Genomic DNA, 24,009 nt, shown 5'->3' with positions numbered 1-24,009 from the left:
ATTTGATTTGTTTGAATGAATTAAATTCGTGTGTTACTTTGAAGTTATTTCTGATTTGTATGATTAATTTGTTTTTTTTGTTTAATAATTGAATTAAAGGGATGGTAATTATGAAATCTTTTTCGATTGGACAAATTGCTCCCTGTTATTTTTTTCAAGATCCCCTTCATTCCGCTTCTTTTCCTTTTCCGGAAGAGGACCTTTTAAAAATTGACAATTCAGGGAATTCCGGAGAGGGCGTATTTTTGCAGCAAGAAATTGGAGTTTTTGCGAATGGGGTATTTAATTCTTTATCCAATGCGGATTCCATGAGCTTACCGGTTCTATCTATCGAACCTACTACCCCTGTAGAGGCGTTAGTAAAAAGCGAGCCCAAGAGAGGCGAAGAACAGAAAGAAGACGCCCTTTTAATCTTGAATCGGCAAGATCCCATTTTTTTCAATGAAGCAGGCATGGATTCAACAGTGTCTGAGGAAAAAAAAGACAGCTCTATTTCGACGGAGCAGCCTTCCGGTAGAAAAAGAAAAAAAATGAGTGAAATTTCATCGGAAAGCGCGCTCGCATTAAAAGAAGAAGAAAGGCTACTGAAAAATAGGGCATCGGCTTCTCATTCGCGAGCAAGGAGAAAGGATACCATTAAACAGTTGGGATCTGAAGTACAACAAGCCTGCGAAGACCTTCTTTCTTTGCAATTAAGAAAATCCTGCTTAGTCGGAAATTGCCAAAGCTTGTTAAACGTAGTCAATCCAGCTTTTCCTCAATTGGAAATAAGCGAAAAAATTAATCAGTTTTCTCAAGATCTTTTTAGCCATAATATGGACAATTTTTTAGTCTTGAGCGAATTAAAATTCTTGTCCAATCGCTTAAATCTAAACCGAAAAAGTCAGAATGGAGAGCAGCCCCAATTAGATAAAGCGGAAAGAAATCGGTTGTATGCGAAACAACACTGTCAAAGATATAAAGATGATTTGGATCACAAACAAAAAGTTATCTACTCTCTCAATGAACGTATCTCAACTTTAAAAAGAGAAATTAGTTGGCTTGAATTCGTTAAAAATGACTTGGAGCAAAAAGCTGGGATGCATCGGATGTTCAATGGGAAGAGGGTTTAAATTAAGAAAGGAATTTTTTAAGAATGCTCTCTTTTAAACAAATTATTTGTCAATTTGGCATATAGCAAGAAAATTACGGTGAGTATGGCTTGCTTTTTTCTGTCTGAGATGAGAAGTTTAATGCTCAATTTTAGCCTGAAACTTTCTGTAGATTTATAGCATAGAGGATCATGAAGGATTATTCATTAGCCAATTACCAAAAATACACCTTGCTCCTCGCTTCTTTTTTTATAGTCGCTTTTGGCCAGCCCGCTTGGGTATGGTGGCTTGGATTAATCGCTTCTGTGGGAGGCTTTGCCTGTTTTTGGAGAGTCTTATTAGCTATCCCTCGCAAGCGCGAGCGTTTTTGCTTGGCTATGGGATGGTATGCGGCCGTTCAAATGGTCCAGCTCTCTTGGTTTGCCTCGCATCCTTACTTATACATTTATGCCGTCCTCTTTTTTTGCGCATGGTTGATGGGGGCTCAGTTTGGCCTGCTGGCATTGTTCATCCAGCCTGCAGCCATTAAACGGCTTCCCCGTTTGCTAGGAATTGCCTCTTTGTGGGTTTTTCTTGAATGGTCCCGCTTATTTATTTTATCCGGCCTAGCCTTTAATCCAACGGGTTTGGCTTTATCTGGCGCCTTATATCCTTTGCAGCTCGCTGCATTTGGGGGAATGTACTTCCTGTCTTTTTGGGTCATGCTGACCAATCTCTTCGTTTTGCGAATATGGCTAAACGGTTCCCTAAAGCAAGATGTCTTATTTGCTAGTGCAATGGCATGCCTGCCTTATTTAATAGGAGCCATTCATTTTCATTTTCACGAACAGGCCATGAGGCAGCACCCCTCGACTGTATCGGTTATGCTTGTCCAACCGGCTTTGCCTATTGAAGAAAAAATGGTTTTTCAAAGCGCCGAAGAGGCTAGGCAGTTTGTATTGGATGAATGGATGCATATCTTGGCGACAACGCAAAAACAGCTGGGCCAATCCATAGACCTTATTGTTCTCCCTGAATATGTTGTTCCCTATGGAACTTATCATCCCGTTTTTCCCTTAAAGGAAATCGAAGAATTATTGACTAGCCTTTTTGGCTCTCAAGTGTTGCAGTTTCTGCCTCCATTGGAAGAGCCTTACGCTTCGTATATAGAGACAGATAGGGGACCGCAATGGTTGGCCTCCAATGCTTTTTTGGCACAGGCAGTTGCCAATCTTTTTAAAGCGCATATTGTTATTGGATTAGAGGATAGCGTATATGTGGATGAAAAGGCTAAACACTATGAGTCTTATAGCGCGGCTTTTCATTTTCCTCCCAGCAATCAGCCTGCCAAACGCTATGAAAAGCGCGTTTTGGTCCCCATGGGAGAATACATTCCTTTTGATTTTTGCCGCAAGTTGGCCGCTCAGTATGGCATTTCGGGTTCTTTTACTTGCGGCAAAGAAGCCAAAGTTTTTGCCGGCCCTGTTCCTTTTGGCACTTCGATTTGCTATGAAGAAATGTATGGCAACTTAATGCGTGAAAACCGGCAAAAGGGGGCCGAACTGCTGGTTAATTTGACCAATGATGGATGGTATCCCAATTCACGTCTGCCTCAGCAGCATTTTGATCATGCGCGGCTAAGGACGGTAGAAAATGGCATTCCTTTAGTGCGTGCTTGCAATACAGGAATTACAGGGGCTCTTGATAGCTTGGGTCGTCCAATCGGGACATTGGGTGAAGAGCGCATTCAATTGCAAAGCTTGGCGGATTCCATTCGCTTGGATGTTCCAGCTTATCATTATGCCACCCTTTACGCAAAATGGGGAGATGCCTTCATTTTGAGCGTATGCGGATGTTTGCTTCTTTGGGGATTAATTGACTGGAAACGAAGATGATAAAATTTAATAGACTTGCTTAAAATCCCCATCGTTCATTAAGATGCTCGCTTCGGTCTATGTTCTTTCTGAATTTTGTGGCAAGGGTATAGTCCTTAAGTGTGTAGATTTATCTCTTATCTTTAACGTAAGGCTGATGTGGTTACAGTTAATCCCGCATTAGAAATTATTGTGCGCAGACAAAGAACTTTAAAAGAAGCAGTCGCTTTTTCTGGTATCGGCATTCATACGGGAAAAGAAGTCGGGCTTCGTTTTTGTCCGGCCAAAGAAGGGACCGGCATCGTTTTCAAACGCGTCGACTTGCCTAGCCAGCCCATCATCCCAGCAACCGTCGAATATGTGCAGGATACATCGCGCAGTACGACTATTGGGATTAAAGATATCCGCATCCATACTGTTGAGCATGTCTTATCGGCAATTAAAGCCTACCAAATTGATAATTTATGCATTGAAATTACGAACATTGAGCCTCCGGTCGGCAATGGTAGTTCGGATGTGTTTGTTGAAATGATTGAAAAGGTGGGTATAAGAGAGCAAGAGCAAACAATTCCCATTGTCAAAGTCCAGCAACCGGTTTTTTGGTCTGAGGGGGATATTCATATCGTTGCCTTGCCTTATGAAGGCTATCGCATCAGCTATACGTTAAGTTATCCAGGCTCCGCTTTCCTGCGCGGGCAATTTCACTCGACTTTAGTCAATGCAGAGAATTTTAAAAACGAGATTGCTCCTTGTCGAACTTTTTCGCTTTATAAGGAAATTTCGGCTCTGATGGATAAAGGATTGATTAAAGGGGGCAGTTTGGACAATGCCGTCGTCATTAAAGACGAAGTCATTCTCAGTAAAGGAGGATTGTTCTTCCCGGATGAAATGGCTCGACATAAGATTCTAGATCTTATTGGCGACCTCTCGCTTATCGGATTCGACTTCCATGCCCATATTATTGCGATTCGATCCGGACATGCCTCTAATTTTGCTTTTGCCAAAAAATTATTAAATCATATCACGATGGAGAGTCATTGATGGATCAAGTTCCAGACAAATCCCCGGTATTTGATATTAAGCAAATTCTTAGCATTCTACCCCATCGCTATCCCTTTTTGCTTGTTGACCGTGTTCTAGAAATGGATGTCGATAAGGGATATATTTTAGCTCAGAAGAATGTGACATTTAATGAAGCATTCTTTCAGGGGCATTTTCCACAAGCTCCCATTATGCCAGGCGTGTTGATACTGGAAGCGTTGGCCCAAGCTGGAGGCATCCTAGTTCACCTGAAAGGCCAAGGAGATAAAATTGCCATTTTGCTTAATGTGAATCAAGCTAAGTTCCGCCATCCGGTTAAACCGGGGGATGTATTGCTCCTGCGCGGGCAAGGCCTCCATTTTAGCAGTAAAGGAGGACGCATTAAAGCAGAAGCGCTCGTCAATGACAAGATTGCAGCAGAAGCTGAAATCGGATTTGTTTTTGTGGATAAAAATCAAATTTAAGCTATAAAGAATGAACCATCCTTATTCAAGTGATCTTTCATGAAAAAGTCTTACCATATCCATCCTACGGCTATTATCGCTCCAGGAGTGACGCTTGGAGAGAATGTCACTATCGAGCCTTATGTTGTCATTAATTCCCCCCACGTTGTCATTGAAGATAATGTGGTCATTAAATCGCATGCTTATATCGATGGTTATACCACCATTGGAGCGGGCACAACAATCTATCCGTCTGCCAGTATTGGGACGAAAACACAAGATTTGAAATATAAAGGCGAAAAGACTTTCGTCAAAATTGGCAAAAATTGCGATATTCGAGAATTTGTCACCATTAATTCTTCTTGCCAAGAAGGATCGGTCGTTGAGGTAGGGGATAATTGTCTGATTATGGCCTATTGCCATATCGCTCATAATTGTGTAGTGGGCAATCGGGTAATCATGAGCAATAATGCCACCCTAGCCGGACATGTCATTGTAGAGGATTGCGCCGTTATCGGAGGCATGACGCCTATTCACCAATTCGTGCGCATCGGCCGGTATGCAATGGTCGGGGGAATGAGCCGTGTCACTCATGATATTCCTCCTTATACGATTGGAGCGGGAATTCCCTACAAATTCGGGGGATTGAACATTATTGGATTGAAACGCCATGGCTTTCCTTTAGAGACCCGCCAGGAGCTTAGTAAAGCTTTTAAGCTGCTTTATCGTTCCCAGCTTCATATCAATGAAGCTTTAAATTATATCGAGCAAGAATTAAAGCCTTTGCCTGAAATCCAGCACTTCATTCAATTCTGCCGCCAAACCCGCCGCGGATTGATGGGACTGCAAGGAGCAGAAGAAGAGCTGCCTCAAATGGAAGAAGAGGAGCCAGATCTTAATCTTTTATTAGCTTTAAAAGCTAAGAAATAGGCCTGACATGAAAGTGATTTTTTTTGGGACGCCGCCTTTTGCTGCCCAGGTTTTAGATTTTCTCTTGCAACAAGGAATTGAAATTGTTGCTGTTGTATCTAAACCCGATCGTCCCAAAGGTCGCTCCGGATCGCCAGTTCCGACTCCCGTTAAGCTTGTTGCCCAGGCCCATCATCCTTCTTTGCCTATTTACCAACCTGAGCTTGTCTCCGCGCCTGATTTTGCCGATGTACTCAAGCCTTATCAGGCAGATTTGTTTGTCGTCGTGGCTTACGGCGAGATCATCAAGCAGCACTTATTGGATATGCCGCGTTTGGCTTGCATCAACCTGCATGCAAGCTTATTGCCCAAATATAGGGGAGCGGCCCCCATTCAACGCGCCATTATGGAAGGCGAAACGGTATCTGGCGCCACCATCATGCATATGGTCAAAAAAATGGATGCAGGCGATATGATCGCCAAAGTTGACGTTCCCATTGACCCGGATATGACTTATGGCGAACTGGAAAGCCAGCTTTGCGAAGCGGGCAAGCATGCCTTGCTGACTGTCATTCGCGAGTTTGAATGCGGCCAGCCTTCGCGTACACCTCAAGATCCTTCGCAGGTAACTTTTGCACCCAAAATTGAGCTTGAGGATTGCGAAATTCGTTGGGAACAGCCTGCCCAGCGCTTGCATAACCTCGTCCGTGGAGTCAATCCCCATCCTGGCGCCTGGTGTTATGTGGAAATTCGCGGAGAGAAGAAGCGATTAAAAATTAATCGCACTAAAATCGTGGCCTTTTCAGGCCAGGAAAAACCGGGCTCCATTCTTAATCTCAATCAAACCAAATCCAATCTACTGGTGGCAACGGGTGATCAAGCCTTGGAACTTTTAGAGGTTCAGTTGGAAGGTAAGAAAGTCATGACATCGGAGGAATTGACAAGAGGCATTCCCCGGCAATGCCTGGTTTTTACCAGCTGACTTCCACAAACCATAAATAACGCAAATTGAGGCATTAAGCCATTGAATGCGTGAGCTTTTAGCATTTGAATCTAGGCCATTAGCAATTCAACGACACCTCTCAGAAACTTCCATGACCTGCAATAGGATGATCTGCACGCTAAATTTAGTTGTGTTCGAAAGAATAAGGGAATCCTTATTCTTTCGAATGCACCCACTCGTTCAAATTTCATTTGAATGAGTGGCTAATCCAATTACCTAAACATAATCTCAAATATAGGCAATGAAGGGTTTTAAGAAATCTTCTCAAAATCCGTGAAAAGACTCTTCCTTACTCAGTTCTTAAATCTTCGATTTTAAGATGTTTTAAACAATCTTTATTCTTAATTTACTTACTTTGTTTAATTATTTAATCTTGAAATTGTTTTGTGAGTTTAACAAATCTTTAAATTAAATTTATTTAAATTTAAACAATTATTATTGATCTAATTATATTTTTTAGTTAAAATGTTATTTCTTAATTTAATTTAGAGATAATAAAGGGGGGATAATGGGCTTAATAAGTTCAATTAATTCAATGGTAGATCAAAGTACTAATGTTGCTTTTCAAATAGCAAGTAAGACAATTTCTAATCCATCTGCTGGAAAAAAAGCTTTGCAATTAGCAAGCAAGGGAATTGCTTTACTGGATTATGCTTATAACAAGACGCACTGCCCAGAGCTTGTCCGAAGTATGAAAGGCGGGATTGAGCTTATTGAATTCTATGGTTTATTTAAGACGGTTGTGTATTGGATTAATCCCCTGACAAAAGCAAATATCGATGAGAAACGTTTAAGAGCTTCATTAAATGCCGCATTGAAAACTCATTTGAGCACTGTTACTGAAGATCGCCGGCAAACGATCGCCACTAATGTTTTTAATGATGTTTTAAAAGGGTCGGAGAACTATTTGAATGAAAGCGATGTACGCAAAGCTTTTCAGAAGAGCTTGAGAAATCATTGGTGCACGGCAGGACAGGCTGAACAGATTGCCAATCAATTGAAAGTAACACAGAAGCCACGTCCGACGCTGCAGGTGTTGTCTGCTGTCTGCTTTACGATTACCGATACGGCTGGAGCTATCATGACATTGAAGAAATGGGGAGTCATCAGTGAGTCCATGCTGGCAGAGGCTGGAAAGATTGCTGCGCAGATAGGGGGGCAAACACGCGTATTCGCTTTTGTTGCTCAATTTGGCGTAGAGCAAGTGCTTGGCGTCGTCGTTTGCGCAGGACAAGTATTTAGCCTCGGAGATGCGGCTTATCGCTTAGTTCAAGCTCAGCTTGACATTAATCGCGGTGGAACAGAAGACGCTCTAAAGAAAGCCCGTCTTGTTAGAACCCGAGCGATTTGGGATTTGGTTACGACGGGATTAGATTTGACAGCGACGGCAGTTCCTTTGCTCGTTGTTGTCAATCCGCCTGTTGTCATTGGTTTGTCCCTTGTTGCCAAAGGAACAGGATTAGTTGCCATTTTCTTAAAGCCCTAATTTCTTGGGAATAGAGAAAATATGTTGGAATGCGTCAATTACGCCAGTATAAAGCTCATCGAATGGGGCGGAAAGACGACTTCCAGCATACGCGGACACACAAGATGGACGCGTTTAAATATTGCCATTTTACGATTAGCCAGGGCCATTTTTCCGCAATATGGGGGAATTGTGGCTCCTGCGCTTTCTAGCTTGTGCGGCTATCGGGATCTTTGTGGAAGCGTCTCTTTTATTCCTTCTGTTGCCAGCATTATCAAATCCAAAAAAATCAGCATTTCCGAGGTATTCGATCTAGTTTCTTCTCTTTACTCGACAGTCAGTTTTTTGCAAGCAGTCAAAATTTTGCCGTCTTTTAGCTCGCTTGCTAAAATGGCCCAAAGCATCGGTTCTACTGGCGCGGCTGCTCAAAGCGCTTTTCGTCCTTCGCTTTTTTCCTATATTGCCAATAATCCCATGAATACATGGGAAATTTTAGAATGCAGCTTTGGCATGGGGACAATGGCCATGGCTTATTTTCAAGCCAAGACTCCAGCTCAACGGGCAAGAGCCATTTCGGCAGATAAACTCATTCTCTTCTCTTGTTATGTCGGGCGTTTAACCGTCCTTGGCTTAGGTGTAGCTGGCGTCCAAGCCCCTATTTTCATTGCTTCTTTAAATGTGGCCATTGCCGTCGGCAATTATGTACGCTTTCTTAGATCGGCCCCAAAGCCTCCTCCGCTTTCTCCGCCTGGTTCATAAATTGAATCTAGGCTATCATGAATGCGGCAGCAGTCTTTAACCCATTCTTTAAATAAAACTAATTCATATTCTTATTTAAAAATTTATTACTATATTTTTTGACGCCTAGTTCTCTTCTTTGCTCCTTTTCTTGTTATAATTAAGAATTTTGTTTTTTTGATATCGTTTCTTTTGCATTAATTACTGTTTTCCGCTATCACAATTTTACAAATTTATTTACTTGAAAGTTATTAGATTAATATGACAGACTCAACTTCCCACAAAATATGTCAGGAGTAAAAAATGAATACTATTAGAAATGGCTTGGGAACAGTTTCCAGTGCCTTTTTAGATTACGCCTATACGACACAGCAATCTTTAAATTCTATTGTATTAAAATTAAAAGACTTAAGAAATAATACAGAAATTTTTCAAAAAGTCTGCCAAGTGGCTTTTGCGATTATTCAATATGCCAATTGGTATCGCAACACGGCTGTGCTGTCCCGTTTTTCTTTTATCCTGTCAACTGCGAATCTTCATGATTTTTATAGTATCATTAAAAAGCCGCGCGGCTGGTTCTTCCCTATTACGGCAGATAGAATTAATGCAAATAAACTGTTGGATGCGTTAGAAGCAAAATTGGTAACCGTATTTGGAATTGCTCCGGACAGTGAAAATGCACTTGGATTGCGTTCTGTTATTTATAAGCATTTGAAAGCGCAATTGGAGAGCATGGGCAGTAATGACGATGCGTATCGCAATACGCAGGAGCTCCTTGTTGTTTTACAAAGACGGATGCAACGCGCAGGGACAGAAAGGGTGCTAATCGAAAGGGAAGGGGAAAATCCAATTGAGGTGACTTATGATTTGAGTACGATTGATATTTTGGACGTACCTGTCGAATTTAACTCTATTCCATTAGCTGAAAGACTGACAAATTGGACGTGGGACGCCGTCGATGTGGGTTGTTTCTTTCTCTACATGAATCCACAAGGATGGAATCTTATTGATACGCCAAAATTAGCGAATCAAATTGGACAATTCCGCGTGTTTGGATGGGTGCGCAATCAAGGTTTGGAGACTTGGGTGAGAGCAGGCGTCTGCTTGGCTTACTCGCTTAAACTGTTCGAAGCGGTACGCAAACTATCAGATGAAAAATTAACCTCAAAACTCAAAGCTAAGGCAAAATGGGATGCTATTAATTCTGTAGCTGAGATCGTTTTCCAAGGAGCCGGTTATTTGAACCATATCGGGAAGACAAACTTTTCGGTTGGATTCCTTAGTGTAGCATGCATTGTTGCAAAAACGATAGGCATTTACGCCATTGTCCGCCGTCCTCGTCCGAATTATTTTGAGGCTGCAGCGGCTGCTTAATAGAAAATTAAATTTAGAAATGTTAACGAGAGATGAGGATTCAAATGACTAGTTTAGTTGGCAGTATTCATAGTATTGCTTCTCCCTTTAATAGAGGAATGGGTTTTGTCGCTACAGAAACGAAGAAAGGTGTGCTTTATTTAGGAGAGTTAGGGGCAAATTGCGCCTATGATGTGTATGATTTGACTTTTGATGGTTTTGACAAATGGACTAAAGAGGCGATTGCTGTCGCTAAATTTTCTACAATAGTCTTTTCGCTAGGCAATCTTCTTAAAGATTTTGTAGCTGCCTTAGAAGGCCATAAGGAATTGATTTATGCTTCTAAGTTTATTGGTTCGGCTGCAGATTTTATCGCTCAGCGCAATAAAGTCGATGAAACGGGAAATGTCATACTCGATGCGCAAGGTAAGCCTATTAAAGAAACCTACTTTCAAAGGCCGGATATCATTAAGGTGTTGTATGCAATCGCCAATACGTTGGATGCAGGTAAGTTTGTTCATAAATACATCTTTAATTTTTCAACCTTCTCGAATTTGGCAACCAAAATTGGCTCTTATCAGGTATCTTTCTTAGGCAAACGCGTTGAAGAAATCCCCGTTGTAGGTAATCTATGCAGTTCGCCCAAAGACTTTTTCATTTTTATCGCTTCAGGGATTGAAAATTACCGTCTACTCTTAGGCGATAATGGAATTATTAGAAAGGTCGCTAGGGCTGAATCCGGAAAACGTTTGCAAACTCTTTGGGGTGAACTAAAACTAGAAGTCTTACTGAAATTTGCCGGCAGCACGGGTAAAATGATCTTGATTACTTTCGGTCGTACAAGTAGCAAGACGCTGTGGTTTGCGGTTGTAGATGTCACAACGCAAAGCGCTAGCCTGGTCAAATTCTTTATCGATCGTCATAAGAAAAGAACGGAAAGGTTTGCCCATCCATCCCGGTCAGCTGCTCCAGCTGCATAAGCGGGACTTTTTATTTCTTGTTAGCCTGATGGATAAAGCCTTTATCCATCAGGTTTGGCCACTTCTTTCTCATCTTGAATGTTCTATACCTGTTAAATCCTCTCAAAAAGCATCTAGAGTGCTTTTTGTTGATTTATTTGCCGATTCTTGCCAAAATGCCGGCTTGTTCAAATTCTTCATAGATCGGCAGGAGGATAGAATGAAAAGACTTCACAAACCTGATGCCCCAAGAGTAGCTGACTAGATCAGTCGATCCAGCTGAGCCAGCAGACCTTTATCTTCTGATTAAAACTTTCTGAAATTATTCTCAAACAAATTGCAGTGCGAGGGAACGGGAAATGTTAAACCTATACAGTTCGCTCATTCGCGTTGCTGCATGGCTATAAAAAATTTGAATTTAGGCGGTTAGCAATTCTATCTGGAATTTTTAACCGCTATTTCATCTGACAAGCGATCTAAAAGTGATACTAGACCCTCTTTCTGTTGATTTTATTGCCTATGCTTGTCAGAATACCAGCTTGTTTTTTACACCGCATAAATAAAGGAGCCCTCATGTCGGTGGATTGCCATTCCACTTTAGCTTGCCTATCGTCTTTTTATTCATCTGCGAAGCAATCATTAGCAGAAGTGGTGACTGCATTGAATAAGGTAAGAAGTGATCCAGAGGGATTTCAGCGCATTTGCCTAGTCGCCCTTTCCATTCTTCAAGGGATCAACTATTACACCGGCAAGCATTACTTGCCTGATCTTGTCCGCGTCTTAGATACGGCTAATGCTTTGGATTTTTATGGATTTTTAAAAATCCCCTATCACCTTTTCAATACCTTGGATTCCGATAAAATTGATGAGGGCCGAACACTGGATGTCTTGGAAGATGTCTTATGCAGGAATTGGAATCAAGGCAGCATTCTTGCAGATGGAAGAAGGCAAGATCCACAGGTGCGGGTTTTTGCTCAAGACTGCTTAAGCGGCCTTCTCGATCAAATGCATGAAAATGACTGGGCCTATCAGGATTCAGCCGTTTTCAAACAAGCTCTCTATACCTGGTTGGTTGAAGAACTTCGCTTACAGCCACGTGTGACATGGGATGTTTCGCTTATTGATTTAGCCGGCTTGCAAATTATCCAAAAAGAAGACTCCTGGTTGGAAACCTTGACAAATGCGACTTTTATGGTGGTTGACACGCTTTGCATTCCGGCATTTTTACAAGAGTGGAATATCATTAATTTATCTCGGCAAGCCAATTGGTTAGGGCAGTTTCGCCTTTTCAGCTGGGTGCCCAATCAAAAGCTTGATGACTGGATCCGGGTCGGACTATGTTTGGGATTTTTATTGGGTTTTTTAGAGGCCGCCCGTTGCTTGTGCGAATCCAATCTTGGAAGAGTGACGCGCATGCGAGCCAAATGGAGTTTGGCCGTTTCTGCTGCAGAATTTGTTTTTAACTTTGCCATTTTGTGCCAAGCTAGGCTTCCCGTGATCATCGGATTGACATTTATAGCCAAGTCTATTGGTGTTTTTAGTATTGTCTATCGGCCCCAGGTACGCTTATTGGAACAAGATTGATCGACCAAATTCTGTAAGGGATATGCCTTAATAAATGAATTGCTAAAGAGACAACATTAAACCAAGTTTAGCTGCATGAAGCCCCATCTGCCCTTTCATGAATGGTTGATCATCTGTCTGCTGATTATGGCTTTAATCCTACTCTCTTTTTTGACATTGATCAAAAATAAAGCAGAGTTGCCTCCTGTCCATTCGGTTCATGAGCTGAGCTCGCAAACCATTCAAGTAAGCGTGAAAGGGGCTGTTGCGCGTCCGGGTGAATATGAATTGAAAAAGGGGGCGAAATTAAAAGAGTTGCTTGAGCTTTGTGCCCCTCTTTCCGACGCCGATTTAAGTCAATTAAAGCCCACTGGCAAGTTAAGGGATGGGCAAAGCATCCACATACCTCTTCAAGAGTGGTTAACAATTTATGTGGAAGGGGCAGTCAACCAAAACATGATCTTGCAGGTAAAGAAAGGAACGCAACTTAAAGATCTCGTCGATAAGATAGATTTTTCACCTGATGCCGATAAGGAAAAGATGAAAAAGGCTAGGCGTTTAAAAGACCAAGAGACCATTAATGTGCCGACGATCAAGGCAAAAAAGCCAAAGAAAGGCTCAAAGAATAAAACTATTGAAACGATAGAAATATAATTTTTTTGTTATTTGACGAGCATGGATTTGAGTTCTTGGTAGGGAGCAAAGGGCTGAGGGCCATTGGCAGAGGTTATTGCCGCTGCCAATGGCATGAAAACAACAAATAATAAAGCCGCATAGGCGCAGCTTTTTGGCTTAAGAACGCACTTTTTCGTTCTTTACAGAAAGCTGATAGAATATCTCTTCAGGATCGTCTGGCAGGCTTTCTAAAGCAGCACAAAAGTTATAGTAGTAAGGCTTTCGCCACAAGTCATTGGCTTGCTTGCGCATCTCCTGCTGATTTTCATAAAATAGACGATAGTTGCTTTCGAATAGCTCGATCTTTTCTTCATTGAGTTGCCCATCTTGTAAGTGAGTGGGATTGCCATCATTAAGAAAAGTAATGTCTCTTTGGAAAAGGCCGACAAAGGGAACTAGACAAGATTCGGCGGTTTTATCCTTGTGATTGGCTAGCCATGCCCGTATATATTTTCGCAATTCTCCATAATTCAATTTTGTGTCAAATAAAGTATCAAGCTCTTTTTTCTCATTTTTAATCGGAGCGGGGACTTTATTCCACGTGGTTTTCAAACGGGAAACGCTGACTTGATTGAGGGCGGCGTCAATAGCCAAAGCAGTAGTAAGATCTCCTATTTTTAGCGATTCCTTAGCTAACTGGATATAAAAGCTGCACCATCTGGCTCGTTTGGTTGCGTTTTTAGCGCTTACGATATGGGAAACGGCTAAATAGATAATGGATTCCATCGTTTGCTTATAAAAAGTAAAACCTGGCGTTTCATTAGGCTTTTTGTTCCATTTTCCGTCTACTAGCTCCGATAAGCGAATTTGGCTAAATGTTTGTCCTGTATACTTTTTAAAGTCGCATGCCAATCTTTTAAGGTGTCGCTTTTTATACTTATTCGATTCTACTTTACTCTCTAACTTTCCAAAAGGCTTCGTTATTCTAGAAAAATGGAAGAAAGGCGCTTGGACAAGAGGTAAATCAGAGCGCGTTTTGGTTAATAGAGTCTCGCAAGCTTCCAATACCTTGGGATCTGTTTCTTGAGTTCCTTCTAGTTCTATCAAGGCTAAGCCATGAAGCTGATCCTCGGCTTCTGAAGAGAGAGGATAATCAAAGGAGTGGTCTAATAGATCGGCGGCAATTTGAAGCAAAAGACACTTTTGCTGGCTGCTAGTTGTTTGCTGATAGGTCTGGCAAATGGTCTCTACCAAAGTTTCGGTAGAAGTCAGCCAAGGATGGACAAAAAGGACCGCTAATCGCTCTTCGGGATGGTTTTCGATATAAGCAAGGAGTTGCAAAATATCACGGTTCTGAGGGGGGGCAAGGGGAGAGGGGAGCTCAGCTTGCGTACTTAAAGAAAGGCTGTCTTCCAGGCTTAGAGAAGGAGCGACTTCATAGGAATTGGTAGAAAGGGACAATCTGTAAGAGGAGGGGCCTGAGGAATTTTGTCCGCCCTGGATTTTTAATGAATCCGCTTCTTTTTCGCCTTTCAGAGTTGTTTCTAGATTAAATACCTCTTTCGCTGTCCGTGGAGAGATAGAGGGGCGCGAAACAAGCTTAAGGGAATCTTGATGATTCATAAAGCGGCGTCTTGGAGAAGAAGGGGGAGATATCAGCTGGTTAGCCCGAGATAGACGCTCTTTTTGAATAGATTCCGTCTTCTGCTTAGAATCGTCTAGCGTGCTTCCAATAAGAGCAATGCTGCGTCCATTTAATCTTCGATTCTGGCGATCCGCTTTCGAAGATTTCGCCTCTTCTCCCTGCCTTGGGGTATAAGGCAAAAGGGCGCCTAACCTAGTATTATTCATTTGTTCTCTCCTTTATTATTAACTAATTATCGAAATGAGATTAATTTTAGTATTTTGAATTAATACATTTGAATAGACCTGAATGGATATTAAGGAAGATAAACTGTCCTTTGCTCAATACATAACAGGTATTAATTAAAAGTAAACTTTATTTTTTAAATTTCATTAAGTTTTAACAATTGCGTTAAATGTTTTAATTATATTCTGGAGTTTTATAAAAAATAAACACTTTTCTGTTCTTATTTGAATTCAAATTCATGTCAATAATTAAATTTGATAAAAAATATTAAAATTCAGACATTGAAATATGCGGGCAAACTATTCAAATGAAAAGTAGTTTAAAGAAAGCGTTGGATTAGGCTATCTTTTCAAAATCGTCCCTCATCCTTTTGTTAAAAGCAGCTCCGGGGCATTTTTATAAGACACTCTGAATTTTGATACGCCCTCTTAGAAGGTATATTAAAGCCCATAATAACCTAGATTCGCATTCTTTTCCCTTAGGAAGCGAATCTAGATTATTAGCGATTTTAATCCATCCGCTTAGCGGGATTCAAAGATGGCCTTTGGGTCCGCTAAGACGATGTCTTTGCTATAGGAAAGGCGTTTACGAATTTTTAGGCGGGGAGTTTTCGCGTTTTAAAGAGAGTTGATAAAAAGCCTCTTCAAGATCTTCCCTTTTATTTGTAGGTAAATTTTCAAAAGCAGAGGATAAATTATAATGATAGGGATGGAGCCATAAACCAGCTGCTTGATTGCGCACGTCTTGTAGACAGTGATGAAGGAAGGCATAGCACGTGCCTTGGAGTTCCAGCTTTTCTGTGTTAAAGTGGCCGTCTGCCAAATAGGTAGGATTGCCGTCTTCAATAAAAGTGAGATCTTTTTGAGAAAGTCCAAGAAAGGGAATTAAACACGATTCAGGCTTTTTGGATTTATGTTTCTCAAGCCATTTTCGCATATAGGTTCGCAGGGTAGTGCTGTTCTTTGTAGCGTCAAAAAGAGATTCCAATTTGTCTTTATCGGCAACGGCTGACGAGGAAACCTCGCTCCAGGTTAATGATAAGCGTAAAATACTGTTGTGATTAAATGCGCCCAGAAGGGCCATTGCAGAGGTTAAATCGCCTATTTTTAGAGAATACTTTGCTACTCTAATATAAAAATTGCACCATGTGGCCCGTTTTTTAGCGTTTGGCGAGCTCAAAATATGGAAGATTGCCAAATCTGTAATGGACTGCATGCATTGTATATAAAAGAGATATCCAGGTGTTTTATCGGGATTTTTTCTCCACTCTTCGTCTTTTAGTTCCAAGAGGCGGATTTGTCCAAATGCTTGTCCTATATATCTTTTAAAATCTAGGGCGAGCTTTTCAAGATGGCTTTTCTTATAAGCATTTTTCTCTACTATCTTCTTTAAATCTTGAAAAGGTTTTGTTTTCTCGGAAAAGATAAGACAAGGCTTATACTCAACTGATAAAGCAAAGTGGCTTCGATTTAACAATTGTTGGCAAGCCTGTTTAAGCTTGAGGGGTAGGTCTGCCGGGGCTTCTGTCAATTCTTTAATGGCTAAATCGTAAAGAGACTCCGCTTGTTCTGAAGAAAAAGGATAATCCAAAGAAAAATCAAATAAATCAGAGGCTATTTGCAGTAAAAGTTCTTTTTGTTGATTGCTAGCTGTTTGCCGATAAATTTGGCAAATGAGCTCGATTAAACCAGAAGTGGACGTTAAGGTAGGGTGGATCAAAGTGGCTTTTCGCCTTTCTTTAGGATGGTTTTCGATAAGGGCTAACAGTTTCAACGCATCGGAATTTGTCCTTAAGCTGGCAATGAATGGATCAAAGGTGCGGTCGTGCTTGACGATTTGTTCTAATGCCGGTTGATAGGCTAATAATTGATCAAAGCGCGTACCTTTTAATGCTCTCATGGCAAAAGAGGGTAAAAGTTCTTTATTGGGACAGTTTGAATCTTGAAGGCGTTCAAGAAGCGATTGGAAGAGGATGTAGTTGAGCTGAGGATAAACGTGAAGGAATGGCTGAATGAATTTCTCCATAAAGCGTAGATTGGATTTAGTCAGTAATGAATCGAGGATAAGAGAAACAAAATACTGCTTTTTTTGCTCCGTCGAGGCGGCCGCCATTTCCTTAATCTTTGACTGGGAGCTAGTCAATAAGGATAAAGATTGCGTGGGCTGCTCAGGCGCGTCGGACGAAGGAGCGGTTAAAGCCCGAATGACTTTAGAAGAGCTCTTTTTGCTAGCCGCCGCTGCTTTTGTTAAAGAGCGGACATCTAATTCCGGCTCTTTGTCCGCATGGCGGATGTTTTCTTTTCGAGATGTTGCCCTACCTGCGTTTAGTAGCTGTTGATTGAGTAAAGTTTGGATCAACTCGGGATTCCGCATAAAGGGATGCCTAAGAAATAAAAATAAGCGAGGAATAGATTGTCGGTAGGGAAAAGGGGAAGAATAAGGAATCACATCTTTTCTTTGTGAATACTGTTTCTGGAAAGAAATGATCTTTTGGTCCGACTCATCTAACCGCTTGCCTTTTTTGCCGCTAATCCGGCGCCCCCTTAACTTGGGCGTAAATGAAGAAGAAATCTCTCCTGTCGGAAGAGGAATCTCTTTTTTATCGGCACCCTCTTCTTTGACCCCTTCTTTGAAAAGAAATTCAGGGGAATTATTCAAGCAATAAACCATCACTTTCCTCCTCGTTATTAGTGGATGCGTAAATTTATTTTTAGAAACGGTCAATATAACTTAACTTTTGAAAACAATCCTTTATTTTTAAGTAAAATAAAAATATAATGCTAGAAGAGCTTTATTTAAGGGGGATTAACATCTATTAACAATCGATGTTTGAGATTGTTTTATCCCTTAAGAGGGTGTATTAAAACCCATAATAATCGATATTTGAGGTTGTTTTCTTCCTAGAAAGCGAGAGAAAAATAACTTGAATAGGTCATTAGCGGTTTTAATACAGTCTTATTAAATAAAATAAATTGTTAAGGGGAATTCTGCATTTTAGAAAGAGATGACAGGGAAAAAAGGAAGAGGAAAATGAGACGACTTCCGCCTTTTTGCAATAGGGCTATTTTTTACTCATTTAATAAATGAGAGTTGGAAAAATAGACAGAAAACAGCCCTTCGGTAAAATAAATCAGAATTTAGCTTGTAAGAAAATACAATCTTTTGCTAATCTCGCTGTTTAGCTTTCCAAAAGATCGCTGATTCACTCAAAATTGCTTCGTTAGCCCTGGTGAGAACGTATTGCATGCGTAACTGGCCACATGCAGCGGAGCCGCAATTTATGTTTATTTAAATTAACAGCAAGCTCTTAGTTTGTTGAAAATAGCGGATCATTAATTTGATTAAGGATTGATTATATGGCGCTTACAATGATGGGTAAAAAGCGTGGCATGATTCAGCTTTTTGATGAAAAAGGCAATGTAGTCGTGTGCACTGTGATCCAAGCTGAGCCAAACGTTGTCACTCAGATCAAAAACGAAGAGACAGATGGGTATGTAGCTCTACAGCTTGGTTTTGATAAAGTGACAGGTAAAACGCAGCAGACAATTGAAGCGAGAACCAAAAAGCCTCAGTTAGGACACTTTAAAAAAGCTGGGGTAGAGTCTCGACGTTTCTTAGTGGAATCAAGACTAGATTCAACCGAAGGGTATGCATTAGGCCAAGAAATTGGCGTAGATCTTTTTAATGATATCGAATTTGTCGATGCGACAGCGATTTCAAAAGGAAAGGGCTACCAAGGGGTCATGAAACGCCATAACTTCAGAGGGATGCCAGCTTCCCACGGTACAGGTCCAACACATAGACATGCGGGATCAACAGGGATGCGTTCAACACCAGGTCGTGCGTTGCCAGGTGGGAAAAAAGCTGGTCAAATGGGAAATGAAAGGATAACCGTTCAAAATCTTCGCGTTGTTAAGGTTGATCCTGAAAATCATGTTATCGTGGTAAAAGGCCAAGTGCCTGGCCCTCGCAATGGCTTAGTTTATATTACTCAAGCCAAGAAGAAAATGCCGAAGAAGAGTCATAAGTAACAAGATCTTGTGGAGTTGAATTGTGGCTACACTTAAAAAGTACAATCTCGCTGGTAAAGAAGTTGGTCAGGTCACCATTAATGAGGAACTGATCAATGCTGAAGCTAACAGCCAGATGGTGAAAGACTATATTATTGCGCTGAGAGCCAATGCTAGACAATGGTCAGCCAATACAAAAACTCGCTCTGAAGTTAAACATACGACAAAAAAACCTCACCCCCAGAAAGGTCAAGGACGTGCGCGTCACGGTTCGCTTGTTGGTCCTCAATTTAGAGGTGGTGGACGTGTGTTTGGCCCAAAGCCTAAGTTTGATCAGCATGTTCGCATCAATAAAAAAGAACGTAAAGCTGCCATTCGTTTTCTTATAGCTGAAAAGCTAAGAGAAAATAAAGTGTGGCTTATTGATGACACTGCTATGGATGCTCCTAAGACACAAACAATTGCTCAGTTCTTGAAAGGTCAAGAAATGAGAGGGCGTATACTGTTTCTGGGAGAAGGTGCTTATGCAGAAATTGAAACGGAAGGAAAAGTGCAGCGTGTAAGCGTCAGTTCAGACAAGCACGACAACTTTATCAAAAGCATGCGCAATTTGCCCCGTGCAGATTTCATGTTAGCCTGCAATATTAGCGGTTACGATGTCATGATTGCCCGTGAAATTGTATTGACAGAATCAGCGCTGAATGAATTGAACCAGTGGTTGAGTTAAGGGAGTAAGATTCATGACAAGAAAAAGTCCATACCAAGTCATCAAGCATCAATATGTGACTGAAAAGTCTATGATGCTGCAAAGATTAAAGACAGCTGAAAGCAACCGCTCACTTAAGCGATGCGAGTCTCCAAAATATGTATTTATCGTCGACCGTTCGGCCAATAAAGAAGAAATTGCGCAAGCGGTAGAAGAAATTTACAAAAATGAAGACGTCAAGGTTGTAGCCGTCAATACCATCAATGTCAAGGCTAAAGCAAGACGCGTCCGTGGCAGACCTGGTTTCAAGAATGCTTTTAAAAAAGCCATTGTCACGCTTCGCGCTGGCGATAGCCTAGATAATGTATAATAGGAGCTTGAGAGTAGATGTTTAAAAAATATCGACCCATTACACCCGGAACCCGTCAGCTCGTATTGCCAACGCATGAGCAATTGACGCGTGTCGGTGAAAATTCACGAGCCACCGTTGAGCCTACGAAATCGCTCTTATTACCAAAAAGACGTACTAATGGGCGTAACAACAATGGCCATATTACTTGCCGCCATAAAGGTGGGGGACATAAGCAGCACTATCGTATTATCGACTTCAAACGCGATAAAGAGAATATTCCAGCGAAAGTTGCCTCAATCGAATACGATCCTAACCGTACAGCTTACATTGCCTTGTTAAACTATGCTGATGGCGAGAAGCGCTATATTTTAGCTCCTCAAGGTTTAAAGGCAGGAGATGTTGTGCAGACAAGCGATGAGCCTCCTTTTCATGTTGGCTGCTGCATGAAGCTGAAATTCATGCCGCTCGGTTCTGTTATCAATAATATCGAGCTTTATCCAGGACGTGGAGGCAAGCTTGTTCGCTCAGCTGGCTTATCTGCTCAGTTGATGGCTCGTAGCGGCGGATACGCGACAATTCGTATGCCATCCGGCGAAGTGCGCATGATCAATGAAAATTGCCGTGCCACATTCGGAGCAGTGTCTAATCCTGAGCGCAACTTGCGCGTTGAAGGAAAAGCTGGCCGTATGCGCTGGAAAGGGGTACGTCCTACTGTTCGTGGTACAGCGATGAACCCTGTTGACCACCCTCACGGTGGTGGTGAAGGTAAGCACAAGGGTAACACACCGCAAACGCCTTGGGGTCTTTATACAAAAGGACTTGTCACAAGATCCAATAAGAAGTCTAACAAGCTTATCGTGAAACGTCGAAGGAAGAAGTAGGTATGGCAAGATCACTGAAAAAAGGTCCTTTTGTTGATCATCATCTGCAAAAGAAAGTAGATAATCAAAATAAGGACGGAACAAAGAAGCCGATCAAAACGTGGTCAAGACGTTCAATGATTACTCCTGATATGGTCGGACATACGTTTGAAGTGCATAATGGCCGCAAGCATCTCACTGTATTTGTCACAGATAACATGGTTGGCCATCGTTTGGGTGAATTTTCTCCCACTCGTACATTTAAAGGACATCCAATTAAGAAGTAAAGGTTGCTAAGATGAATTATGCTAAAGCTATAAGCAAATATATACGCATTAGTCCTCGCAAAGCCCGCTTGGCAGCTGGATTAATCCGTGGCCTATCCGTTCCAGAAGCTTCGGTCCAATTGATGTTTAGCAATCTAAGAGCTGGACGTTTACTGAAGAAGACGTTGGATAGCGCTGTGGCTAATGCGGAAACTCAATTAGATATGAGACGTGAAAATCTCAAAGTTGTTGAAGTGCGTGTAGATGCAGGTCCTACGTTAAAAAGGGCAAAGCCTAAAAATCGTGGTGGCCGTCATCCTATTATGAAAAGAACAAGCCACTTTACAGTTGTTGTAAGCAATCTTTAAGGAGTCATGGAATGGGACAGAAAGTCAACCCAATAAGTTTCCGCCTTGTTCGTACACGTGATTGGCGCTCCAAGTGGTTTGCGAATAAAAAAGAATTTGGAGATCTGCTCATCGAAGATCAAATGATCCGCGCTTACTTGCTAAAGAAACCTGCTATGATCGGTGTTTCTGCGATTAAGATTAAGCGAATGAGCGGTAAAATTGAAGTCACGATTGTTACGGCGCGTCCAGGTCTTGTGATTGGAAAGAAAGGCGCTGAAATCGATGTATTAAAAGCTGAACTAAGTAAGTTAACAGGCAAAGAAGTCTGGGTCGCCGTTGAAGAAGTCAAGCGTCCTGATGTCGATGCTAAAATTGTAGCAGATAGCATAGCGAAGCAGCTAGAAAGACGTATTCCTTTCCGAAGAGCAATGAAGAAAGCGATGCAATCATCGCTTGATGCTGGCGCATTCGGAATTAAGGTGCAATTATCTGGCCGAATTGGCGGTGCTGAAATTGCTCGTACCGAATGGTATAAAGAAGGAAGCACGCCTCTTCATACACTTCGTGCTGATATTGATTATGCGACAGGCCGCGCTGAAACGACCTATGGAAGCATAGGCGTAAAAGTTTGGATCTACCGCGGTGAAGATAACTTAGTGAAGAAGGAGGCCTAAACATGCCTTTAATGCCAAAACGGACCAAGCATCGTAAGATGCAAAAAGGGCAATTTGCTGGATTAAGCAAAGGGGCCAATTTTGTTCACTTCGGCGAATACGGAATTCAAGTCTTAGAAAGAGGCTGGATTACCAACCAACAAATCGAAGCATGCCGCGTGGCTATTAACCGTTTCTTCCAAAGGCGCGGTAAGGTCTGGATCCGTGTTTTCCCGGACAAGCCTATTACAAAGAAGCCTGCTGAAGTGCGAATGGGTAAAGGAAAAGGCGCAGTCGATCACTGGGTCGCTGTCGTGAGACCTGGAAGAGTCCTTTTCGAAGTTGCTAACGTGCCAAAAGAAATGGCTCAAAGCGCTTTACGTCGCGCAGCAGCCAAACTGGGGCTAAAGACACGGTTTGTTGAACGCGTAGAACAAGTTTGAGGAAATATGTATAAAGCAAAAGATTTGAGAGATCAAAGTTTAGAAGAACTTGAAGCGACCTATCACGAGTCTTGCAGAAAACTGTTTGAGCTCAACAACCAATTTCGTTCTCAAAAAAAGAGAGAGAAGCCACACGAGATTAAGCACGCGCGCAAAGACATTGCTCGGTTGTTAACGGTGATGGCAGAAAAGCGTAGCCATAACCAAAATCAGACACGTTGAGGATGATCATGGAGCAAGAAGGAAGAGGAAGCCGTAAAGTTAAAAAAGGCGTCGTTGTATCCAATAAAATGCAAAAGACTGTTGTTGTAAAAGTAGAGCGTACATTTCGCCATCCTAAATATGGCAAAGTCGTTACACGCGGCAAGAAATATTACGCTCATAATGAATCAGCTCCTTTGCAAATTGGCGACGAAGTTAAAATTATGGAAACACGTCCTTTATCAAAATTAAAGCGTTGGCGTGTTGTTGCGTAGGGGGAATATCCCTATGAATGTCAATCCACAGGTGTACAAGTAATCTTAGCTAGATTGCCAAAGAAGAGAGAAGTTCTATCTATGTATCGGCCTCGTCTCTCTAGTTGGCATCTGCGCACTGTTACTACCCTGTAACAGGTGAAGACGACAAGTTACATAGAAGAGATAGTCAAGAGAGCCAACACTAGCGCCTCTTACAGATATCTTAAAAGACAATTATCGTTGGAGTTTGTAAGTCATGATTCAACAAGAGACCGAGCTCGAAGTTGCTGATAACTCGGGAGCAAAGCGTGTAAAGTGCTTTAAAGTATTAGGTGGATCAAAGCGTCGCTATGCCCATGTTGGGGACATCGTCGTGGCCTCTGTTCAAGATGCTCATCCGGAAGGAAGCGTCAAGAAAGGGGATGTTGTAAAAGTCGTCATTATCCGGACGAAATCTTACATCAAGCGTAAAGATGGAACAAAGTTGCGTTTTGATACAAATAGCTGTGTTCTTATTGATGATAAGAAGAATCCAAGGGGAACTCGTATCTTTGGACCAGTTGCACGAGAAGTGCGTGACAGAGACTTCTTGAAGATTAGCTCTCTGGCTCCAGAAGTGATTTAAACTAAGAGGCTATGACAAGAATGGAAAATACGCCAAGTAAATCAAAAAAGATCCGCAAAGGGGATAAAGTTGTTGCCATTGCTGGTAACAGCCGCGGCATGATAGGTACAGTTCAATCACGTCAAGGAGACAGGGTTATTGTTCAGGGCCTTAATGTTCGCAAAAAGCACGTAAAGCGCAGTCAAGAAGCTCCTAAGGGAAGAATTGTAGAAATTGAAAGACCTATCCATGTTTCAAACTTGAAAGTTTGTGTGGAAGGAGAGACTGCTGCTAAGTTAAAAGTTCGTACGAATGAGCAAGGACATCGCCAATTTGTTTATAACAAAGGCGATCAAGAAGTTGTCTACCGTTCAGTAAAAAAACCTAAGTGAGTAGAAGAAGAC

Annotated in this window: 26 protein-coding genes; 24 read left to right on the top strand and 2 right to left on the bottom strand. The window is 41.7% G+C overall.

The window, feature by feature from the left end:
• Positions 1-110 precede the first annotated feature (110 nt).
• The 12 genes from BN3769_RS02005 to BN3769_RS01945 all read left to right on the top strand — a co-directional run bounded on the left by BN3769_RS02005 (position 111) and on the right by BN3769_RS01945 (position 13,072).
• Positions 111-1,112, top strand: coding sequence for a hypothetical protein (locus BN3769_RS02005; protein ID WP_068467030.1), 1,002 nt, complete (start codon positions 111-113; stop codon positions 1,110-1,112).
• A 170-nt stretch (positions 1,113-1,282) separates the two neighbouring features.
• Positions 1,283-2,965 carry an apolipoprotein N-acyltransferase gene (lnt, locus tag BN3769_RS02000; RefSeq protein WP_068467028.1) on the top strand — a complete coding sequence of 561 codons (1,683 nt, stop codon included), beginning with the start codon at positions 1,283-1,285 and terminating at the stop codon, positions 2,963-2,965.
• A 165-nt stretch (positions 2,966-3,130) separates the two neighbouring features.
• The gene (lpxC, locus tag BN3769_RS01995) at positions 3,131-3,985 is read left to right on the top strand and encodes a UDP-3-O-acyl-N-acetylglucosamine deacetylase (RefSeq protein ID WP_195155535.1); all 855 of its coding nucleotides are present in this window, start codon (positions 3,131-3,133) and stop codon (positions 3,983-3,985) included.
• Positions 3,985-4,449 carry a 3-hydroxyacyl-ACP dehydratase FabZ gene (gene fabZ / locus BN3769_RS01990; protein ID WP_068467024.1) on the top strand — a complete coding sequence of 155 codons (465 nt, stop codon included), beginning with the start codon at positions 3,985-3,987 and terminating at the stop codon, positions 4,447-4,449. Before lpxC ends, fabZ begins: the two co-directional genes overlap by 1 nt.
• A gap of 39 nt (positions 4,450-4,488) precedes the next feature.
• The gene (gene lpxA / locus BN3769_RS01985; protein WP_068467022.1) at positions 4,489-5,358 is read left to right on the top strand and encodes an acyl-ACP--UDP-N-acetylglucosamine O-acyltransferase; all 870 of its coding nucleotides are present in this window, start codon (positions 4,489-4,491) and stop codon (positions 5,356-5,358) included.
• Positions 5,359-5,365: 7 nt separating this feature from the next.
• Positions 5,366-6,319, top strand: coding sequence for a methionyl-tRNA formyltransferase (fmt, locus tag BN3769_RS01980; protein ID WP_068467020.1), 954 nt, complete (start codon positions 5,366-5,368; stop codon positions 6,317-6,319).
• A 529-nt stretch (positions 6,320-6,848) separates the two neighbouring features.
• Positions 6,849-7,826: a hypothetical protein gene (locus BN3769_RS01975; RefSeq protein ID WP_068467019.1), complete on the top strand. Its 978-nt coding sequence runs from the start codon at positions 6,849-6,851 to the stop codon at positions 7,824-7,826.
• Between the two features lie 21 nt (positions 7,827-7,847).
• On the top strand, positions 7,848-8,564 hold the full coding sequence (locus BN3769_RS01970) for a hypothetical protein (protein WP_068467017.1): 717 nt from the start codon (positions 7,848-7,850) through the stop codon (positions 8,562-8,564).
• A gap of 282 nt (positions 8,565-8,846) precedes the next feature.
• Complete coding sequence (locus tag BN3769_RS01965; RefSeq protein ID WP_068467014.1) at positions 8,847-9,917, top strand: hypothetical protein; 1,071 nt, start codon at positions 8,847-8,849, stop codon at positions 9,915-9,917.
• 44 nt (positions 9,918-9,961) lie between these two features.
• Positions 9,962-10,876, top strand: a complete 915-nt coding sequence (locus BN3769_RS01960; protein ID WP_068467011.1) for a hypothetical protein — start codon at positions 9,962-9,964, stop codon at positions 10,874-10,876.
• 552 nt (positions 10,877-11,428) lie between these two features.
• Positions 11,429-12,439, top strand: a complete 1,011-nt coding sequence (locus tag BN3769_RS01950; protein ID WP_068467008.1) for a hypothetical protein — start codon at positions 11,429-11,431, stop codon at positions 12,437-12,439.
• Positions 12,440-12,514: 75 nt separating this feature from the next.
• A complete protein-coding gene (locus tag BN3769_RS01945) occupies positions 12,515-13,072 on the top strand; it encodes an SLBB domain-containing protein (RefSeq protein ID WP_068467006.1) in 558 nt (185 codons plus the stop codon).
• Positions 13,073-13,210: 138 nt separating this feature from the next.
• Here BN3769_RS01945 and BN3769_RS01940 read toward each other — a convergent pair whose 3' ends face one another.
• Entirely contained in the window at positions 13,211-14,884 is a 1,674-nt protein-coding gene (locus BN3769_RS01940) for a RasGEF domain-containing protein (RefSeq protein ID WP_068467003.1), read from the bottom strand.
• A gap of 604 nt (positions 14,885-15,488) precedes the next feature.
• Positions 15,489-17,573 (bottom strand): RasGEF domain-containing protein, encoded by a 2,085-nt coding sequence (locus BN3769_RS01935; protein ID WP_068467001.1) that lies wholly within the window; start codon positions 17,571-17,573, stop codon positions 15,489-15,491.
• A gap of 686 nt (positions 17,574-18,259) precedes the next feature.
• On the opposite strand from BN3769_RS01935, the gene rplC reads away from it, so the two are divergent.
• The 12 genes from rplC (at position 18,260) to rplX (ending at position 23,997) form a co-directional block, all read left to right on the top strand.
• Positions 18,260-18,934, top strand: a complete 675-nt coding sequence (gene rplC, locus BN3769_RS01930; protein ID WP_068466999.1) for a 50S ribosomal protein L3 — start codon at positions 18,260-18,262, stop codon at positions 18,932-18,934.
• A gap of 22 nt (positions 18,935-18,956) precedes the next feature.
• Entirely contained in the window at positions 18,957-19,640 is a 684-nt protein-coding gene (gene rplD / locus BN3769_RS01925; protein ID WP_068466997.1) for a 50S ribosomal protein L4, read from the top strand.
• Positions 19,641-19,653: 13 nt separating this feature from the next.
• A complete protein-coding gene (gene rplW, locus BN3769_RS01920; protein ID WP_068466995.1) occupies positions 19,654-19,989 on the top strand; it encodes a 50S ribosomal protein L23 in 336 nt (111 codons plus the stop codon).
• 17 nt (positions 19,990-20,006) lie between these two features.
• A complete protein-coding gene (gene rplB / locus BN3769_RS01915; protein WP_068466993.1) occupies positions 20,007-20,852 on the top strand; it encodes a 50S ribosomal protein L2 in 846 nt (281 codons plus the stop codon).
• 2 nt (positions 20,853-20,854) lie between these two features.
• Entirely contained in the window at positions 20,855-21,118 is a 264-nt protein-coding gene (gene rpsS / locus BN3769_RS01910) for a 30S ribosomal protein S19 (RefSeq protein ID WP_068466991.1), read from the top strand.
• Between the two features lie 11 nt (positions 21,119-21,129).
• The gene (gene rplV, locus BN3769_RS01905) at positions 21,130-21,465 is read left to right on the top strand and encodes a 50S ribosomal protein L22 (protein WP_068466989.1); all 336 of its coding nucleotides are present in this window, start codon (positions 21,130-21,132) and stop codon (positions 21,463-21,465) included.
• An 11-nt stretch (positions 21,466-21,476) separates the two neighbouring features.
• Positions 21,477-22,121, top strand: coding sequence for a 30S ribosomal protein S3 (gene rpsC / locus BN3769_RS01900; RefSeq protein WP_068466987.1), 645 nt, complete (start codon positions 21,477-21,479; stop codon positions 22,119-22,121).
• Between the two features lie 2 nt (positions 22,122-22,123).
• Entirely contained in the window at positions 22,124-22,543 is a 420-nt protein-coding gene (rplP, locus tag BN3769_RS01895; protein ID WP_068466985.1) for a 50S ribosomal protein L16, read from the top strand.
• Between the two features lie 6 nt (positions 22,544-22,549).
• A complete protein-coding gene (gene rpmC / locus BN3769_RS01890; RefSeq protein ID WP_068466983.1) occupies positions 22,550-22,765 on the top strand; it encodes a 50S ribosomal protein L29 in 216 nt (71 codons plus the stop codon).
• A gap of 8 nt (positions 22,766-22,773) precedes the next feature.
• The gene (gene rpsQ, locus BN3769_RS01885; protein ID WP_068466982.1) at positions 22,774-23,019 is read left to right on the top strand and encodes a 30S ribosomal protein S17; all 246 of its coding nucleotides are present in this window, start codon (positions 22,774-22,776) and stop codon (positions 23,017-23,019) included.
• Positions 23,020-23,257: 238 nt separating this feature from the next.
• Positions 23,258-23,626, top strand: a complete 369-nt coding sequence (gene rplN, locus BN3769_RS01880; protein ID WP_068466980.1) for a 50S ribosomal protein L14 — start codon at positions 23,258-23,260, stop codon at positions 23,624-23,626.
• Positions 23,627-23,646: 20 nt separating this feature from the next.
• Positions 23,647-23,997, top strand: a complete 351-nt coding sequence (gene rplX / locus BN3769_RS01875) for a 50S ribosomal protein L24 (protein ID WP_068467478.1) — start codon at positions 23,647-23,649, stop codon at positions 23,995-23,997.
• Positions 23,998-24,009 lie beyond the last annotated feature (12 nt).

Source organism: Candidatus Protochlamydia phocaeensis (genome assembly GCF_001545115.1).
Classification (GTDB): domain Bacteria; phylum Chlamydiota; class Chlamydiia; order Chlamydiales; family Parachlamydiaceae; genus Protochlamydia_A; species Protochlamydia_A phocaeensis.
The sequence above is the reverse complement of the archived record's forward strand: the minus strand, read 5'-3'. Positions and strand labels throughout refer to the sequence as shown.